The sequence below is a fragment of the Ulvibacterium sp. genome, from assembly GCF_965228935.1.
GTDB lineage: Bacteria > Bacteroidota > Bacteroidia > Flavobacteriales > Flavobacteriaceae > Ulvibacterium.
Map to the genome: position 1 here is coordinate 1,449,213 of NZ_OZ245846.1, position 18,900 is coordinate 1,468,112.

Genomic DNA, 18,900 nt, shown 5'->3' on the forward strand with positions numbered 1-18,900 from the left:
TATAAGAAATGCTAAAGAACTATCTAACAATCGGTTGGAGGAATTTAATGAAGGACAAGACCTTCACTTTCTTAAATGTATTGGGGCTTTCAGTAGCCTTTGGTGTGGCCATTCTGTTGTCTATGGCTGCCTTTTTTGATCTGTCCTATGATAAATTCCATGCCAATGCAGAAAATATTTACAGAATATATTCTTCGGAACAAACGGCCAAGGGAAAAGATGCAAGTGTAAGTCACCCTGCTCCCTTGACAGAAGCTCTAAAAGCTGAAGTACCGGGTATAGAGAGGATTTCCCGCCATGTTCAAGATGATGCATTGACCACTTATGGCGATACCGAATTGAATTTGGACGCCGTTTGGGTCGATAAGGACTTTTTTGCAATGTTCTCTTTCCCTGCCTTGAAGGGTAACATGGACAATCCATTGGGAAATCAATCTTCAATTGTAATTACGGAAAGTACGGCGAAGAAGTTGTTCGGGCAAATGGAAGCGATTGGGCAAACCGTTAATATCTTGATAAACGGTGAGGAACAGCCTTTTACAGTATCAAGTGTGGTAGCGGATAATCCACCCCAAAGCACTTTGGAGTTTGACCTGGCCATTCGTTTTGAAAAACACTACGAATATAGCGGAAACCGAGAGTCATGGGATAACAGATATCACGACATTTATGTACAATTGCAAAATGGCGTTTCCCCTGAGCAATTTGAGAAAAGTAGTCGCCCATTAATTGCACTTCGCTACCAGGAACAGATCGAGAATGCAAAACGCGACGGTGCACGTGCCAATGCGGATGGATTGTATTGGCAAATTGGACTGCTTCCCATGACCGATGTCCATTTTGCGAGTTTTCCCGATGGATTTTTAAAAGTAAGTCGAACGGAACCCTACCTCATTTTAGGGATTGCCTTCCTCATTCTCTTTATCGCCTGTGTCAATTTCATCAATATGAGTATTGCCAAGAGTGCACAGCGCTTACGTGAAATTGGAATGCGCAAGACCCTGGGCGCTCAGAAACCGCAACTTTTCTTTCAATTTTGTAGTGAGAGTTTCTTTGTATTCATGGCTTCGGCGGGCATAGGGATTGTTATGAGTATGGTATTGCTCAATGATTTTAAGACTATTTTCCGTACCGATGTTTCATTGGACATGGTTACCTCGCCATGGGCCATATCAGGTTTTTTGGGTGTTGTACTCCTCATCACATTCATCGTTGGCGGATATCCTGCCTTGTTGATGAGTAAATTGGGCACCATACAATCCTTGAAGGGCAAGTTGGACGCTTCCGGAAAAAATAGGGTTCGAGATATTTTGATGGTGGTTCAGTTTAGCATCGCCATTCTATTAATAAGCGGTACTTTGGTACTATGGGGTCAATTGGATTTCATGCGCAATAAGAACCTAGGCTTCAACAAAGAACAGGTGATTTCCTTTCCTTTGGATGGAAAAAAGAACAGTTACGAAGCCGTTCAATTACTTCGTGATGAATTGAGGGGCAATCCCGATGTCTTGAAGGTGACGGCGGCCGATAACAATTTGGGATACGGCCTGGACGGTAGCTCATCCAAAAGTTTGTATGGGTATGACTATAAGGGTCGTATGGTACGAACCAATTTTCTGACCGTAGATTACGATTATGTGGAGACTTTGGGTCTTCAAATGGTGGCTGGAAGGAATTTTCAACGAGGTTTTGCCAATGACAGTCTAAGCGTGGTCATTAATGAGGCAATGGCAAGGGAATTGGGAGAGGACGATCCTCTTACCGCCTATGTGATGATGAACGATAGTATTCAGTATCCCGTGATCGGTGTGGTAAAGGATTACAATTTTGAACGATTGGATAAGGCCATCGAGCCTTTGACTATGTTCATCAACAACAATTGGGGCCTCTATTACGCTTATGTAAAAGTAGCTCCCAGGGATATGGTAAAAACTATGGATGCCGTACAGCAAGCTTGGGCGCGTATTGAACCCAATGCAGAATTCCTGGGCTCTTTTTTGGATGAAAATGTAGATAGAACATTTCGTAGGGAAAAGGTTATGGCTACCTTGATTACCAGCGGCTCGGTCATTGCCATAGTCTTGAGTTGCATCGGTCTTTTTGCCATTTCGTTGCTGGTGGTCAACCAACGTACCAAGGAGATCGGTATTCGAAAGGTGATAGGTGCCAGTATTTCCTCCATTACGTTTATGCTGACCAAAGATTTTCTAAAATTGGTGGGGATAGCCTTTTTAATAGCTTCGCCTATCGCCTGGTGGTCCATGAACGAGTGGCTTAAAGGGTATGCGTTCCGAATAGAATTGAACGTATGGTTTTTTATAGGTGCGGGAATGTTGGCCATGGTCATTGCCTTTTTGACCGTGGGTACCAGAACGGTCAAAGCGGCAAGGCAAAACCCGGTGAAGAGTTTGCGAACGGAATAACTAAGATAGCGATACCATGCTAAGGAATTATTTAAAAGTTGCGTTACGGAACATTTTGAAACATAAACTGTTTTCCTTGATCAATATTTTTGGCCTATCCGTGAGCATCGCCACCTGTTTGCTCATTATCCTATTGGTGTATGGGCAAAAAAGGGTAGACAATTTTCATGAAAAAGGAGATCGGATCGTTCGTGTTCTGAGTGAGACAGACAACGGCTCCTTTGCCTCGACTCCCTTACCGCTCGCCCCAAAATTATCGGAAGAGTATCCTCATGTGGTAGAAGACGCCGTACGCATAAAATCCAGCTTTGTTGGAGGGGATATGATTTACGATACCAAGCGAATCCCCTTGGCGGGTCGCTATGCGGATGACAGTTTTTTCAAAATATTCAGTTTTGAGCTAATAAAGGGAGACCCTGCCACGGTATTGGAAGCGCCCTTTTCCATAGTATTGACAAAAGAATCCGCCGAGAAGATTTTTGGAAAGGAAGACCCTATCGGAAAATCGATCAAACTCAACGATATTGGCCTTAATACCATGGACATTGCTTTGATTCCTACGGAGAATACCGAAACCTTGATTGACGATTTAGTGGTGACCGGTGTTGTGGACAATACCTTGTCCTCCCACATCCAATTTGAGTTTTTGATCTCCATGTCCACTATTCCCTCTTTAGTAAAACAAGGCAAAAGCCAGGCAACTTTTGATGACTGGGAAAATTATTCTGACAGTTATCTCTATGTCCTGTTGCGAGAAGGTAGGACCGATATGGATTTGACTCCTATTTTATCGGACATCTCCAAAGAAAAATATGCGGCCCTGGAGGATGTGAACGTTTCCTTTGAGTCGGAACGCCTTTCACAGATTACCCCAGGAGCATTTCGTCAAAACCCGATTAGCCTACGCATGCCAATCGAGGTCATCTATTTCCTGTCGTTTTTGGGATTGGTAGTACTATTTTCCGCATGCTTCAATTATGTAAACCTTTCATTTGCAAGATCTTTGACCCGTTCCAAGGAAGTTGGTGTAAGAAAGACCATGGGGGCTGCACGTTACCAAGTGTTTGTGCAGTTCATCATTGAATCCGTTCTCATTGCACTCCTATCCCTGATAGTTGCCATTGGGATACTTCAGGTGCTTAGTATTGTCTTTTTAGGCCTTTGGATCAATCAGTTTTTGATCTTGGATTTTACACCGGATTTGATGCTTTTTGTACTATTTATTGGATTTAGCATTTTGGTCGGTGGCCTGGCCGGATTGCTGCCGGCTTCTTTTCTCTCTTCCTTCTCGCCCATTAAGGCATTACGGAGTTTTTCCGGAATATCACTCGGTAATGGCAAACGTTTTATGTTAAGAAAAGGGTTGGTTCTGGCGCAGTTTTGTGCCTCCTTGTTTTTTATCATCACCACACTCTTGATTTTCGCACAGTTGAATTATCTGCTGGAAAAAGAATATGGTTTTGATCAGGGTAATGTGGTCAACATAAAGCTTCAGGGTATCGCGTATGGGACCTTGGCCGATGAGTTGGGTCAAAACCCGGCAGTTCAGACCATATCCGCCAGTTCGTTCGTTCCCGGTACAGGAGGCTATAGTGGAAGCACAAAGATCAAGACCCTACAAATGCCGGAAGCCGATTTATCATCCAGTTATATCGGTATAGACCAGCATTTTATTCCCAATCTAAAACTACCATTGATTGCCGGAAATAATTTTCCCGAATCTATTCCTAAAAAGGAGGAAACTATGGTCATCGTCAATGAAGCCCTTGCCCAATTATTGGGATATAGGGAACCCAAGAGCATAGTGGGAGAAACCATCTTAATCGGTGAGGACCAAACTGCGGTGCAAGTTATTGGCCTGACCAAGAACTACATATTCGATTTGCTGACGGAGGCAGATCAAGATGAGCCCCTTTTAATGCGCTACCTTCCTAACGAATTTGCCTATATGAACGTACGCTACCACCCCACCACGGATATTGGTCCAATGCTTTTGTCCATGGAGGAGAAATGGAAGAAGTTGGATAAGGTGCATTCTTTCAAGTATGAACTCTATGAAGAGGAACTGAAAACGACAAATTCCATATTTGCCGATATGATGTATGTTTTAGGGTTTATTTCCTTTTTGGCTATTACCATTGCATCACTGGGCCTTTTGGGAATGTCGGCCTTTACCGCTGAATCAAAGAAAAAGGAAATCGGAATTCGAAAAGTACACGGCGCCGGGGTCAAACAAATAGCCCTTTGGTTATCCAATGGATATCTATGGTTGTTCGCCCTGGCAATTCTGGTGACGGCCCCTATAGCCTATTTGGTAAATACGATTTGGTTACAGGAATTTTCATATCGCGTAAATTTTAGCGTCTGGATATTGATTGTCGGAATCGGGATTATGTTTGTCCTAGGCTCGGGGAGCGTTTTATCACAGACGGTTAGGGCCGCCATGAACAATCCCATAAAAGGTCTACGGGAGGAATAAAAAGGAACAGATTATGCTAAGAAACTATTTTAAAATTGCCTGGAGAAATTTATTGAAAAACAAGCTGAGCTCTTTTATCAATATCGTGGGGTTGACCCTGGGAATCAGCGCCTGTATGGTGATCCTGATTTTTGTACGATACGAATCTACTTTTGATAACCATCATGCCGATGCGGACCAAACGTATCGGGTAGTCCAACACAATACCTTGCCCGATCAGACAACGTATTGGAATACTACGGCCTATCCCTTGGCGGAAGCATTGCGCAATGATTTTCCCGAAATTGATGAGGTTACCCAAATCTCCGGACCTGTTAGTCGGGTGTTTCAAGTAGAGGATAGCTTTGGGAACATCCAGCGGTTTGAAGAATCACAGGTATTGTTTGCAGATGCCCAATATCCTAGGGTATTTGATGTACAGTGGTTGGCCGGCGATTCAAATTCCGCGCTTTCGGGGATTAATTCCGTAGTGTTGACGGCGGAAATCGCCCAAAAGTTTTTCGGGCTGGAAAAGGGGAATTACAGTTCGATTCTTGGCCGGACTATTCTTTTGCAGAGTAAGGATCCCTTAACAGTAACGGGTGTTGTGGCAAGTCCCCCAGGGAATTCCGATCATCAATATAGGATGCTCATTCCCTACGAGTTCTTTAAGATCAATAACGAATACTTTTCTACCAATTGGTCGGGCAATTACCAAGGGACCACTTTTGTCGTTTTAGGGGATACTAAAATTAGAGCATCCCTGGAGAAGAAGATTGCGGGTTGGAAGAAAAAATACCTGAACCCACAGGATGATAAGCGAATCTCATATGCGCTTCAACCTTTAAAGGAAATCCATAATGAAACTTTGTATGGCAATAGTCCGGGGGGGTATATTATGCCGGCAAATATCCTTAACACCGCCTCGGTAGTGGCATTGTTTATTCTTCTCATCGCCATCATCAACTTTGTAAACCTGTTAACGGCGCAGTCCAATTCGCGATCAAAGGAGGTAGGGATGCGAAAAGTAATGGGAGGTGGGCGCTTTGATCTAATCGTTCAGTTCATCTTTGAAAATAGCCTTGTCCTTATTGGAATTTTGGCACTGTCGGTCTTTATCGTGCGGATTTTGTTAAATCTTCTCAATACGAATTTATCCATTATCGATCTGCAACTTGAGCTGGGTTGGAGCCATATCGGGGTACTTCTTTTGATAGGGAGCCTTACCTTGGCGTTGGCGGCGATTTATCCAGCCCTGGTGGTTTCGGCATTTAAACCGATACAAGCCCTTAGGAATAGAATACACTTTTCGAGAAGGAATCGATTTAATCTTAGAAAATCTTTGGTTGCCTTTCAATTTGGGATCGTACAGCTTTTTATAATCGCAGCTATTGTTCTGGCCATGCAAATGGATCATTTCAGAAAGTTGGATATCGGTTTTTCTTCGGATGCCGTGGTCATTACGGAAACCCCGGAATTTGAAAAATTGAAAATCTATAGGGAAAGGCTTCTAGGGGATGCCGGAATCGACAAGGTTGCCTTTGGTTCCACCCCTCCTATGGCTGTGGATGGTTTTCAACTGGGCACCACATATCGTCTACCGGAACAACCACGGGAAGAAGCTTTGGATGCCGAAATGAAAATTGCGGATATCCACTATTTGGATTTTTATGACATGGAATTGATTGCCGGGCGTAACTTTTTGGACAATAAGGAAGCCTTTGACGAATTCATTGTAAATGAAACGCTCCTAAAATCCTATGGTTGGAATGCCGAGGAGGCTATTGGAAAAAGAATCCAGATAAACGAGGGGCAAGCGACAATTGTTGGCGTAGTAAGGGACTTCAACAATAATTCGCTACAATATGAAATTTCGCCATGTATCCTATTGAATTGGACGTATTATCAAAACAATGCCTTTATAAAACTATCGGAGGGCAATTATGGGTCATTGGGAACGATCAAAAATATCTGGGAACAGACTTTTAGCAATTCAGTCTATGACTATCATTTTTTGGAGGATTCCATCGAAAAGGAGTATATGGTAGAGAATTTAGTGTTTACGGGCTTTGGAATTTTTTCCATTTTAGCCATTAGTATTGGATGTTTGGGACTTTTTGGATTAATGTCCTTTATGATATCCAAGAAGGCAAAGGAAATCGGTATACGGAAAGTTCTGGGGGCAACCTTATTCGAAAACCTTTCCCTTTTTACGAGAGAATATATAGGATTGGTCGCTTTGGCGTTTGTTGTTGCCGCACCTTTGGTGTACTATTTTATGAACCAATGGTTGGAAGGTTTTACCTATCGCATAGAATTGTCTTTTTGGATGTTTTTAAGCGGAGGGTCAATAACCCTAATTATTGCTATATTGACCTGTAGCTTTCAATCCATAAAAGCGGCATTGGCCAATCCGATACATGCCTTGAAGGAAGAATAAAAATGAATTTTAAATTAAAACGAAGAATATGCTGTTACAACTAAAAAACATCTTTAAATGGGTAAACTCTGGAGGTCAACGTCTCTTCTTGCTAAAGGATATCAATCTAAATGTAGAGGAAGGGGAGTTTATCTCGGTCATGGGCCCATCGGGTTCCGGAAAATCTACCCTGCTCAATGTTATTGGGATGTTGGATAATTTTGATGAGGGAGAATACGAATTTCTTCATGAATCCGTACATACCCTAAAGGAAAAGCATCGGGCCAATCTCTATAAGGAATACATTGGTTTTGTATTTCAATCCTATCATTTATTGGATGAACTCACCGTTAAGGAAAATCTGGAAATGCCCTTATTGTATAAAAAATTCAAAGGTACGGAGCGCAAGGCCATGGTCGCGGATATGTTGGACCGCTTTAATATAGTGGGAAAGAAGGATCTCTTCCCCACACAATTGAGCGGGGGCCAACAGCAACTGGTAGGTGTTGCCCGGGCATTGATCGCCAACCCTAAACTAATCTTGGCCGATGAACCTACGGGCAACCTGAATTCCGCGCAAAGCGAAGAAATCATGGGACTTTTTAAGCAACTGAATTCCGAGGGGGTAACCATTATACAAGTGACGCATTCCGAAAAGAATGCGGCCTATGGATCAAGGATCATTAACTTATTGGATGGAAGGATGATTAAGTAGGTATCTAGGAGCCAATAAGAAATTTCAATCACATATTTGAAAACAGGCTCTAAAAAAACCGGTGCGCGAGACACACCGGTTTCAACAAACTAACTCAAACTAGACTAACTCAAATAATCACATTGCAAAACTCGTAGTTCAACTTGTATTGAGGGTTAATATAATATGAAGTAAACATCATAAAAATCCATTTCTCAATTATCCATGATTTGAATGGGATTTCCATTTATGGTTTTCCCCTCTATCTGTAGTAATTTCAGAATGGTAGGGGCTATTTGGGAACTGTATAGTTGTTCCAGGGCTTGTATTTCCCCTAATGTTTTTATCCCAGCGCCAAAGGCCACGAACCAAACCTGTCCGGCTCCTTTGATGTCACTGCCATGGCTTTTCCAGGTATCCAATGGCTGTGTGCCCCTTCCGTGATCTGTGGAAACCAGAAAAATGGTATTATTTTTGTAAAATGGGTCTTTCCGAGTAAAATTCCAAAGTTCCCGTATTAACCCATCCGTATTATGGGCTGCCTTAAGATAGGCCTCATAATCGCCTTCGTGGGCAAAATCATCGGTTTCACCATAAGCTATGTAGACAACTTCCGGATGGCTTTTCCCTATGTATTCCAAAGCGTAATGATGGGTAAAGGCATCCAATCGAACCGTGGCCCAAGGACTGGGGACTCTGGGTTGAAGCTCGTTTAAAAATCGTTCCCTCTCCGTCAATTCATTTCCCGTCGCGATTTCGAATCCCGCATTTACCGGTACACCGGATTGTTCCTCGTTTATGATGTAGGGAAAGACATCCCAACTGCCAAAAGCGGCTACCTTGCCTTTATATCTTGAATCGTTGTTCGCTAGTTCCAAAAATGTAGTATTGGGATTTGGGAGTTTATCATTGCTGGTAATGCGAATATCGTCCGCTTTTCCGGTCAGGATTTCATTGTACCCGGGATAGGAAAACCACATCGTATTGGTGAGATCCATCTTGCTTCCCAGCTTTCTGTTTCCATGGATTTGCCCTATTTTTAGAACCTCTCCCCATATAAAGGGGAACAATGCCTCTCGCCTTTGTTGAGGTGTATTGCGCCAAAAGCGCTGCTTCAGGTGTGTGGTATCCCCCACATATTCCTTGTTGGCCACCAAAAGCGGATCAGCTCCCGTAAAAAGTTCTTGCCACCGCAAGCCGTCCAGGGTAATCAATATTACTTTTGGAACATCGGGTTTCTGCGCCTGCGCGCAAAATAACGTCAAAAAGGTTAAGATTAATAGAAAGTCGGATTTTTTCATTTTTGTCCGGTTTTAAACGATGCAGTTTCGGACCAATCGCTCCAATTCAAGTTTTGATCTCGATAACGTACGCGCCAATAATAGGTGGTATTGGGTTTCAATCGGTCTGTTTTTTCATCGGTGAGGTCATCATCCTTTTGCCGATTCTCTTGATAATACCAATTTTCATGTTGTTTCCAACGATCTAAAATCGGTTTTTCAAAATCCTTGGTAGTGGCCACCTGCCATTGGGATGCGGCATGGAAGGCTCCCTTAAACCGACTTGTAAATTCATTGGCCTTCAATATCACATGGGTAATTGCCTCCGTCTTATTCCCAATTGGCGAAACGGGCTCTGGTGGTTCTGGTTTTTTCTCGTTCTTCCATACGGTAATACTATCGCGAAGCTCATTGGCCCTAAATCTCTCCTCATTTCCCCTGCTTATCCGTTTAATGGTAAACTTTGGATTTTCAGGATTTCCATCAACCTCAACCATTACAAATCCGTATTCGTCTTGGGTTACGCTAAACTCATCATAATCCCTACCTTCAAATTCGCCCCAATTATCAATGGCTCCACCTGCAGAGGCCACATTGATCCAAAGATGTTTATGGTCTTTGGACTGTCCCCTGGAATATCCGTGCGTATGCCCAAAAAAGTGGAGACTGGGTTTGCCTGTCTTGGTGGAGAACTCTTCTAACAGTTGTACCACCTTTCCCGTGGACTCCCGTTCCCCTGGAATCCAGAGCTCGGATTTATGGGGATGGTGCAGTTGCGCAAAGACAAAGTCGATATCCGCGTTTTTGGCGGTGTCCTCCAGGAGATTTTTCAACCAGGTAAACTGCTCTTTGATATCCTCGTACCCTTCGTTGGAATTGAGCCCGATAATCCGGGTATTGCCATAATCCTTGTACCACCAATGTTCGGCATAGGCCGGGGTACCATTCTCGGGCAGGCTAAAATACTTGAAATAGAAAGCCGAATTCCTTTCATGATTGCCCAATACGGGATATACCGGCACCTCTGCAAACAGTTTCTGTGCGGGATTAAAGAAATGCTCTTTCCACTGGTAATACTTGCTCCCATTCTCGACCAAATCACCGGGAATCATCACCAACGCCAAATTATCCGAAAGCTCATCCCCGTGTTCATTTTGCAAATAGGTCAAAAGCCCGTCATTGACAATTTCTTGAAACTTATTGGGGTAGTTATGGTCGTATTGCATATCGCTCATAGCGACCATGCTAAAGGATTCGTCATCGTTGGCAAAGGGAGGTGTTTTGAACTGAAAAATATCGGAGCGTAAATTTTGGGTCCGTACCCGATAGTAATAGGTGGTAAAGCGTTTTAGACCGGTCAATTCTACCTCATGTAGCCGTGAAGGACCGAAGTTGACACCAAAAGCCGTTCCCCTGGATTTTTTACCCAGCTTGGGCGTGGTGCCCCACTCCACGATACTTTCATCACCTTCATTGGTCTCCCACATGATTTTGATGGAATTCGGTTCGGCATCCTGAACGTAGGGTTGCACCAAAAATTGGATTTTGTCCTGTGCCGTGATACCACCCCATAAAAGGCAGCAAATCCATATTAAATTTACTTTTCTCATTGCGCTATGCAGTTTACTTTTAAGAATGCCCCATTTAGTATTTGCATCGCCTTTTCCAATTCGGTTTTGGAAATGGTGAGTGCCGGGGCCAATTGGAGTACGTTGCCTGCCGATACTTTAAAGCTTAAGCCATTTTTAAGGCATTCGTACATTACTCTTTCTGCTTCAAGAATGGCCTTTTCCTTGGTTTTTCTATCCTTTACCAGTTCAATGCCCCATAGGAGCCCCAAACCACGAACATCTCCAATGCAATGATGTTCATTTTGCAATTTGCTCATGGCCTTGCACATAAAGACCTCATCTTCCCTTACTTTTTCCAGAATCTTTTCTTCCTCCAAAATTTCCAAAGTAGTCAGTCCGGCCATAGCGCCCAAGGGACTCTTCTCATGGGTATAATGCCCCAGTGAGATTGCACCGAAACGGTTGTATTCGTCCCGGGTCACGATTGCGGCCTGTGGAATAATACCTCCTCCAAGCCCTTTCCCCAAACACAAAATATCCGGTTCAATACCATAATGTTCAAAGGCAAAGCGTTTTCCCGTTCTTCCCAGTGCTATGGGGATTTCATCCAAAATCAATACCACGTGATATTTGTCACATAGATTTCGTGCTTCTTTCCAGAATTCCTTTGAGGGAATCTGAACGTCCGTGTTGCGAACGGTCTCCGCCAAAAAAGCCCCGATATCCCCCTCTTTGGCAAACACATATTCCAAATGCTCCAAACACTTGGATTCGTCCCCTTCAAAGATGCCGCGATAGGAAACGGGTGGCGGTATGCGTTCCACACCGGGCATTAGAGGGCCCATATGCTCCCGAAACACGGATTCGCCACCCACGCTAATGGCATCCAGGGAGGCACCATGAAAGGAATCCCAAAAGGAGACCACTTTATGTCGTCCGGTTACCGCACGCGCCAGTTTCAATGCAATACCAATGGACGAACTACCGTTGGGGGTCAATAACACACGATTTAGATCCGAAGGCAAAAGAGAAGCCAATTTTTCGGCAAAGTTTATCGCAACCTCGTTCGTATAGCGTCGTGTGGAAAAGGTGAGGGAGTTTAATTGTTCCTTTAGCCGTTGTATCAGCTTCGGATGGGAGAACCCGATCTGGTGTACGTTATTGCCGTGAAAATCGAGATATTTTTTACCGGAAATACTTTCAATATGTGGACCCGAACAAGTTTGGAGGACATCCAAACAAGGCGAGGAGAGGGCCTGGTGCAGAAAGTAACGGGCATCCTTGGCCAATAATTCTTTGGTGGCATCGTTCACTTCGTTTTTCAACCATTCGTCACGTGCGGGTGTACTGTTGATGTCACCTTCGGTACGTTTGTTGGGATGTATGTTTTCTGGATTATCTGGATGCATAGGGCCCGTGTTTTGAAAGAACCTCCCGTTCTTCGGTGGTATCGTTCAAGATATAGACTTCATATGAAATCATATTAATCCCTTTTTAGCAGTGATGTAGGCAGTATTTGCTTGGGCATATTTCCGGTTTCCACAAAAACATCCAACCAGCCGCTACCACCACCGTTGAACCAAATGACCTCTAACGGATACGTCCCCGAATCCAAATCTATTTTACCATCTTTTTCCCTTACGCCATGATCACCATCGTTGTACACAATAAGTTGTCCATCGATAAACAATTGGCTTCCATCATCGGAACGCGTGTGAAAAAAATAGGAGTCGGCCTGATCGATTTCAATTTGGGCCCTAAACCGTACCACGGTATTCTGCTTTATCAAACCTTGGATTTCATCGGAGGTAATTTCGAAGCAATACCCTGTTTTATCGGGTTTTTTATTGTCCAAAGCAGGGATAAACGACAGATCCTCTAGATAGAATATTTCGTAATGAACAGGTTTGTCGATTTTCTCGGGCTTAATTCTAAAAAAAGCTTCAGCTACCATGCTGTTTATTTTTCCATTTTTGAATACGGCACTTTTGACCACCGTGTTTTCATTTAACTTCAACGGAGCACTATAGGACTTGGAATCCTTTTTGGGCATTGTACCATCCAAAGTGTACCGGATAACTCCCGTTTCATTGCTATTTTCCATTTTGACCAATGCCGGGGCATCGAACAGTCCCCCGGCTTTCTTATACCCTTGTGCCTTTGGTAAAATGATAGGCTCTTTCAATTGTTCCAATATGGGATAGTCATCGGACCATTCGAAACCAACAAAAGCCGATTTGACAGGTTTTCCAATCCAGGCCCGGGGTGTTTTTAATCCTAATGCAAAAGCGACAGTGGCCGCGTTGTCATATTGATAGATAGGGTACCGTATTTTATAGTTTTTCTTAACGGATTTACCCCAAAGGATAAACGGAATTTCAATTTCTTGAAGGGACTCCCCTCCATGACCTTTGCCCAAACCCCCGTGATCCGAACTTACGATAACCAAGGTAGTATTGGCCATACCTGATTTTTCAATGGATTGCATAACCTCACCCAATAGCATATCCGCCTTTTCCACGGATTTATAATAGTCTACGGTACCATGTCCGAATTCGTGCCCGGCATGATCGACATGATCAAAATGGATAAACGTAAAATTTGGCTTCTTTTTTTCGATGTAATTAGCGGCTACCTTGGCAGTCTCATCCTCTGTTTTGGGATTCATATCATAATCCAAAGCGCTTTTTTCAAACAATCTTCCAAATCCGCCCCAATGGTAAATAGTACCGATCTCTGCCCTGGGGATTTGAGCGTCGGCCAAATGAAAAATCGTTGGAAACAAAAAGTCTTCGCTCTGGGTAACCGCGGGTAGCGTAAAATTGTCGCGCTCCCAGGCATTGGAAGTAATGCCGTGCTGTTCCGGGCCCGCACCCATGATCATAGAGGCCCAATTGGTGCTGGAGCTCGTGGGTAAAACGGCACGGGCATGCATTGAGGACGAGCCTTCCGCGATTAACCGGTCGAATGTCGGTGTTGTGGCGTTGGCCAAACCGTCCGGACTTAATCCATCAAAACCTACGACCACTACATGGGCAATACCCTCCTGTCCCTTAATGGGATTGGACCATAGGACGGATAGCCCTATGATCCAAATCAGTAGTATTTTTCTCTTGTTCCCGATCCAAGTTCCCTTTCTTATCATGTGTCCAACCTTATCATATTCGTTGTCCCAAGATACTTAAATCGTTTGAGTTTTATTCTTCCCACCAACCTTTTATATTGATGTCATTAGCCCCAATTTCAGAAACCGCAGCATCGAAATTTTCACTGTTCAAGGTTTGTTCCGAATCAGGGTATAGGAACCGCACGGGAACACGGTCACCGTTTACATTGTCCGGTCCGGGGACGATTACCGAGGGTAATCCGGTCCTTCTAAAGTCATACCAACCTTCAAGACCCACCAGAAAGGAAGCCAGCCACTTTTGGGTGATTATGGTTTCCAATTCCCCATCGTAAGCCACCCCATCCTGAGCCAAGTACGTAGCTATGTCCTGCGGCACCTCCCAATACTCGAAGGATAAACGAACGCCTTCGTTATAAAGGGTTTCCGCATCGGCATTGATCAAACCGCGTTGTGCGGCCTCGGCGAATATAAAATGTACTTCCGCAGTTTGAATAATGGCCGCTTGGACCGAATTGGGCGAATCATAAAAAAAGGATTGATTTATACGGGATACATTACTTGCCCCACCATTGAAATTGGAAGCGTTGTCCTCACTAAGACCATTGGTAAGCCCCACGAACAGGGTTGGGTCGTCCTCCGGGTTATCGGTGGGTTGAAACCATTTTTCCAAACGTTGATCATTAAACTGTTTCAGAACTGCTTCACTGGTTTCGCTAAGACGATGTTCGTCAAAGCTTCCAATTCTACTGGTACTTATCGGCCAAGAATCTATTTGGGTAGATGCCGGGTAGCGCATTACGGCGTTGTCCTCATTGGACGCAATAAACATTCCGCTATCCAAAATTGCCTGGATCTCGGAGGATACATCTATTCTGTTGGACACCCGCATGAGATAACGTAGCCGCAACGAATTGGCAAATTTTCGCCATTTTTCAATATCGCCTTCATAGATAATATCCCCTCCCAAAATGGGCTCTCCCTGGGCCAAAAGGCCTTCAGCTTGCTGCAAATCCTGGAGGATGGCCGTATAAATTGCCTCTTGACTATCATAGATTGGGGTAAAATTGCCTTCCATTCCCTTTATCGCCTCGGAAAATGGGATATTGCCCCAATTATCCGTAAGGATGGAAAATACATAGGACCGTAAAACTAAGGCAATACCCTCATAAGAAGTGTTTTGGGTCTCTTCGGCCCTTGCTGCTTGAAGGATAATATCAATTTCAGGAAGAATACCGTAGTACTCGTTCCAAAGACCGGATTCGGATCCCCAGTCATAACGGTCGAACCCTGTAAAGTTAATTTTGGCGGTAAGCTGTGCCACAATGTTTCCATTGTTCCATCCGGACTGGGCCGACCGGTTGGCCAAAGTGGAAATAACAGTGGACAACACCAGGTCTGAACTCACCTCTTCAGGTTGATTCGGATTTTCGTTGATTCCCTCAAAATCATCGGTACAACCGAAAAGACTAAGGGAGGCGATTAAAACTAGAATTATGCTTTTTTTCATGACTTTTGAGTTAGAAAGTTGCGTTTAGATTAAAACCGAAGCTTCGTGAACTTGGGAGTGCCATATCCTCCACACCGGGAACAATGGTCCCACCATTAAAGGAAATGGTCTCGGGATCAAAATGGGGATTCTCGGTCCAGAGGGCCAGGTTACGACCTACCAAGGACAAGGTAAGTGACTGGACAAAGGTATTTTGAAGCAGTTTTCTAGGGAAGCTATACCCAAGTCTTACTTCCCTAAGCTTTAGAAAGGAAGCATCGAACATTCCAATTTCCTCGTTGCCCCGGTTATACCTCCACCAATAATAATCGCGTCCACTTAAGCGTACATCGTTAGGACGGTAACTACCATCTGCGTTTTGGATAACCCCTTCGGATATGATGCCCTCTTCCCTGCCAACCGCGGTGAAATCCATCAATCCCGAAGTACCTCCGATCAAAACGGTTCGTGAGTTTATCACGCCTCCCTGTCTCCAATCAAAAAGCACCCCTAGATTAAAACCTTTATAGGTAAAGGTGTTTTGCCAACCAACGGTAAAGTCGGGGTTATAGTTCCCTAATTTCTTTAACTCGGGATCGCGTAGGGAAAACCCATCTTCATTATGGACGACCTGCCCAAAAAATGGGCTGCTCGGATCATCTACGGTAACCAATCCCGTTCCATATACATCGCCCATACGTCCACCTACCTTTGCGAGGACATTGATGTAGTTGGAAGATTGCTCATACGTATCCAGACCATCTATCAAGGATTTTACCTTTCCCCTGGCACGAGTAAAATTGACATCGGTACTCCAGGTAAACCCATTTTCACTTCGTATGGGGGTTGCATTCAATACTACCTCCAATCCGGTGTTCTGGATTTCGCCTGCATTGATGATCCGGGAATTGAAGCCGGACGTGTTGGCTACGGGAAGTGTAAGTATTTGGTTCTTTACGGTGGAATCATAATAGGTAATATCCAAGCCTAAGCGATTGTTGAAAAAACGGATATCGGCACCTACCTCGATGGAAGCCGCTTCTTCCGGTTTCAGATTCTCGTTCCTAAGGATTTCGGAGGCACTTACACGCTGAAAATTGCCAAAGGGCTCATTGAACGAAAAGGTATTTCGTAGCGCATAGGGATCCGTGTCGTTCCCAACAACGGCCCAACCGCCCCTGAGCTTAAGAAAGGATATAGGCTCTCCCAAGGAAAACATATCCGAAATTATGGCACTGACCCCAACGGACGGATAAAAATAGGAGTTATTGTCCGAGGGTAAGGTACTGGACCAGTCGTTCCTTCCGGTAACATCCAGGAATAGATAATTCTTATAGGATAAATTGGCAAAAGCGTAAAGTGAGTTTATCCTTCGCTCATCGTTGAACTGGGTCTTGGCCAAAGGCTCGGCGGCATTTTCAAAATTAAATATCCCGGGGATCGATAACGAATTGGCACTTATTCTCTTGTATCGATTTTCCTCATCACGGACGTTGCCGCCAAGGGACAGGCCAAGATTAAAATCCTTATGGATATCCTTGTTATACTGCAATAGGAAATCCGTGTTCTGTTCCTTAAAGAAGATATCGTCCTCACGATACTGCCCCCTGGCAAAACGCTGGGTGCTATAGGCCCTTCTACCCGTTCTCAGTTCGCTGAAATAGTCAATACCTGTTCTGAGCATCAAAGAAAGGTTCTTGGTGATATCGATGTCCGCCCTGACATTTCCAAAAATCCGGTCCTTATTAAAACCATTGGTGTTCTCGAACATCGTAAAATAAGGGTTGTCATGCCAGTTATAGTTGTAATTGAATTGTTGACGCCCCTCCAAACCGGGCTGCCAGTAATTCCGTAAGGAGTTCATATTGATCTGTCGGCCAAACCAGACCCACAGGTACATGATGTTCTCCGTTCCATAGGAATTGTTGGGCCTGTTGTCACTATTACTGTTTACGTAGTTAATGGAGGAGGATATTTTAAACCATTCCTTGAGCTTGTACGACCCACTAAAGGCATAGGTTCTTCTATCATAGTCCGTATTGGGAAGGATCCCTTCGCTGGTAAGATTGGTCAAGGACAACCGAAGATTTCCAAATTCATTTCCCCCGGTTATGGAAAGGTTGGTGGTACTGGTAGTTCCGGTCTTGAAGAAATCTTCGATATTGTCCGGATTGGAAACCCAAGGTGTGGGTGTTATCTCATCGGCAAAGGTACCGTCCGGGTTTCTGGGTCTAACGGCAAAATCACCTGCCCTAAAACCACTGGTCGTAGGGCTATCATGTTGGGGAATCAATCGACCATCCAAGGCCGGGCCCCAACTTTCATCAATGTTGTCATTGGTGCCTCCTCCGAAACCATCCAAAAAAGCAAATTCACCTCCGGCACCTTGTCCATATGAATTTTGATACTTCGGGATTCGCAAAGCGGTTTCAAAGGTCAGGTTTTGGGTAAAACTGATGCCTAATCCTTGGGTGTTTTTTCCGGATTTGGTCGTAATAAGTACCACACCATTAAGTCCCCGTGAACCATAAAGGGCGGTGGCATTGGGTCCCTTTAGAATGGAAATGGATTCTACATCATCGGGATTGATGTCCTGTGCGCCATTTCCAAAATCAGTTTCCAGGTTGCCCTCAGCGCGATTGCTAACGGTGCGGTTGCTGATCGGGATACCGTCTACAACGAATAAAGGTGAGTTGTTGCCCGGAATCAATGACCCTTCCCCACGTATGGTGATCAGTGAGGTTGAGCCCACTCCGGAACTACCGCCCGTTATCTGAACACCGGCCGCCCTTCCCGCAAGGGAGTTGGTAACGTTGGTCTCCCTTGCCGTCACCAGATTATCACCTTGAACTTCCTGAACGGCATAGCCCAGACGTTTTTTCTCCTTTTTGATACCCAATGCCGTAACTACCACTTCATCCAGCTTTTGGGAATCCGGTTGTAGAACAATATTGGCCGATGTTTTTCCCGAAGTGTCGAACTCTTGGGAAATATATCCTATATAGGACACGATTAAAATTTGGTTTCCGTCGGGCAATTCAATTTCAAAATTACCATCAAAATCGGTCGCCGCCCCGATATTGCTTCCCTGTACCACAACCGATGCCCCAGGTAGGGGAACGTTGTTCTCATCCAAGACAGTTCCCGAAAAAATAGTTTGGGAATAGCCTACAAAACTTACTAAAAAAGTAAGTAGTACTAAAAATTGTGTTCTCTCCATTTTTTTCGTATTTGTAAACTTTGGTTAATTATTACGAAACAAATATCACGAGGAGAGGTTAGGCTAACTTCCTTTTAAAGTTAAATGATCGCTAGGATTAGATTAAAAATATTATGAAAAGGTTACTTGTATATTATTTACAAATATTCAAATTGTTAGTTAATTGGTTCAAGACTTTTAGATGGCCGATATAGATGGGGATACCGTGTTGTTTTTAACATT

The 18,900-nt window shown here is 44.1% G+C and carries 10 protein-coding genes; 4 read left to right on the forward strand and 6 right to left on the reverse strand.

The window, feature by feature from the left end:
* The first annotated feature begins 8 nt into the window (after positions 1 to 8).
* From ACO06Y_RS05930 to ACO06Y_RS05945, 4 genes are read left to right on the forward strand one after another with little or no spacing between them, the layout of a single operon-like run.
* Positions 9 to 2,423 carry an ABC transporter permease gene (locus ACO06Y_RS05930; RefSeq protein ID WP_422082910.1) on the forward strand — a complete coding sequence of 805 codons (2,415 nt, stop codon included), beginning with the start codon at positions 9 to 11 and terminating at the stop codon, positions 2,421 to 2,423.
* Between the two features lie 16 nt (positions 2,424 to 2,439).
* Positions 2,440 to 4,902, forward strand: a complete 2,463-nt coding sequence (locus ACO06Y_RS05935; protein ID WP_422082911.1) for an ABC transporter permease — start codon at positions 2,440 to 2,442, stop codon at positions 4,900 to 4,902.
* A 13-nt stretch (positions 4,903 to 4,915) separates the two neighbouring features.
* The gene (locus ACO06Y_RS05940; protein ID WP_422082912.1) at positions 4,916 to 7,321 is read left to right on the forward strand and encodes an ABC transporter permease; all 2,406 of its coding nucleotides are present in this window, start codon (positions 4,916 to 4,918) and stop codon (positions 7,319 to 7,321) included.
* A 28-nt stretch (positions 7,322 to 7,349) separates the two neighbouring features.
* On the forward strand, positions 7,350 to 8,015 hold the full coding sequence (locus ACO06Y_RS05945) for an ABC transporter ATP-binding protein (protein ID WP_422082913.1): 666 nt from the start codon (positions 7,350 to 7,352) through the stop codon (positions 8,013 to 8,015).
* Positions 8,016 to 8,209: 194 nt separating this feature from the next.
* On the opposite strand, the gene ACO06Y_RS05950 is transcribed toward ACO06Y_RS05945, so the two are convergent.
* From ACO06Y_RS05950 to ACO06Y_RS05975, 6 genes are all read right to left on the reverse strand, one after another.
* Entirely contained in the window at positions 8,210 to 9,295 is a 1,086-nt protein-coding gene (locus tag ACO06Y_RS05950) for a phosphoglyceromutase (protein ID WP_422082914.1), read from the reverse strand.
* On the reverse strand, positions 9,292 to 10,884 hold the full coding sequence (locus ACO06Y_RS05955) for a fibronectin type III domain-containing protein (protein WP_422082915.1): 1,593 nt from the start codon (positions 10,882 to 10,884) through the stop codon (positions 9,292 to 9,294). The genes ACO06Y_RS05950 and ACO06Y_RS05955 overlap by 4 nt, the downstream gene beginning before the upstream one ends.
* Positions 10,881 to 12,254 (reverse strand): (R)-1-hydroxy-2-aminoethylphosphonate ammonia-lyase, encoded by a 1,374-nt coding sequence (pbfA, locus tag ACO06Y_RS05960; protein WP_422082916.1) that lies wholly within the window; start codon positions 12,252 to 12,254, stop codon positions 10,881 to 10,883. The genes ACO06Y_RS05955 and pbfA overlap by 4 nt, the downstream gene beginning before the upstream one ends.
* Positions 12,255 to 12,328: 74 nt before the next feature.
* A complete protein-coding gene (locus tag ACO06Y_RS05965) occupies positions 12,329 to 13,990 on the reverse strand; it encodes an alkaline phosphatase family protein (RefSeq protein ID WP_422082917.1) in 1,662 nt (553 codons plus the stop codon).
* Between the two features lie 52 nt (positions 13,991 to 14,042).
* Positions 14,043 to 15,479: a SusD/RagB family nutrient-binding outer membrane lipoprotein gene (locus ACO06Y_RS05970; RefSeq protein WP_422082918.1), complete on the reverse strand. Its 1,437-nt coding sequence runs from the start codon at positions 15,477 to 15,479 to the stop codon at positions 14,043 to 14,045.
* Between the two features lie 10 nt (positions 15,480 to 15,489).
* Positions 15,490 to 18,678, reverse strand: coding sequence for a SusC/RagA family TonB-linked outer membrane protein (locus ACO06Y_RS05975; RefSeq protein WP_422082919.1), 3,189 nt, complete (start codon positions 18,676 to 18,678; stop codon positions 15,490 to 15,492).
* Positions 18,679 to 18,900: the final 222 nt, after the last annotated feature.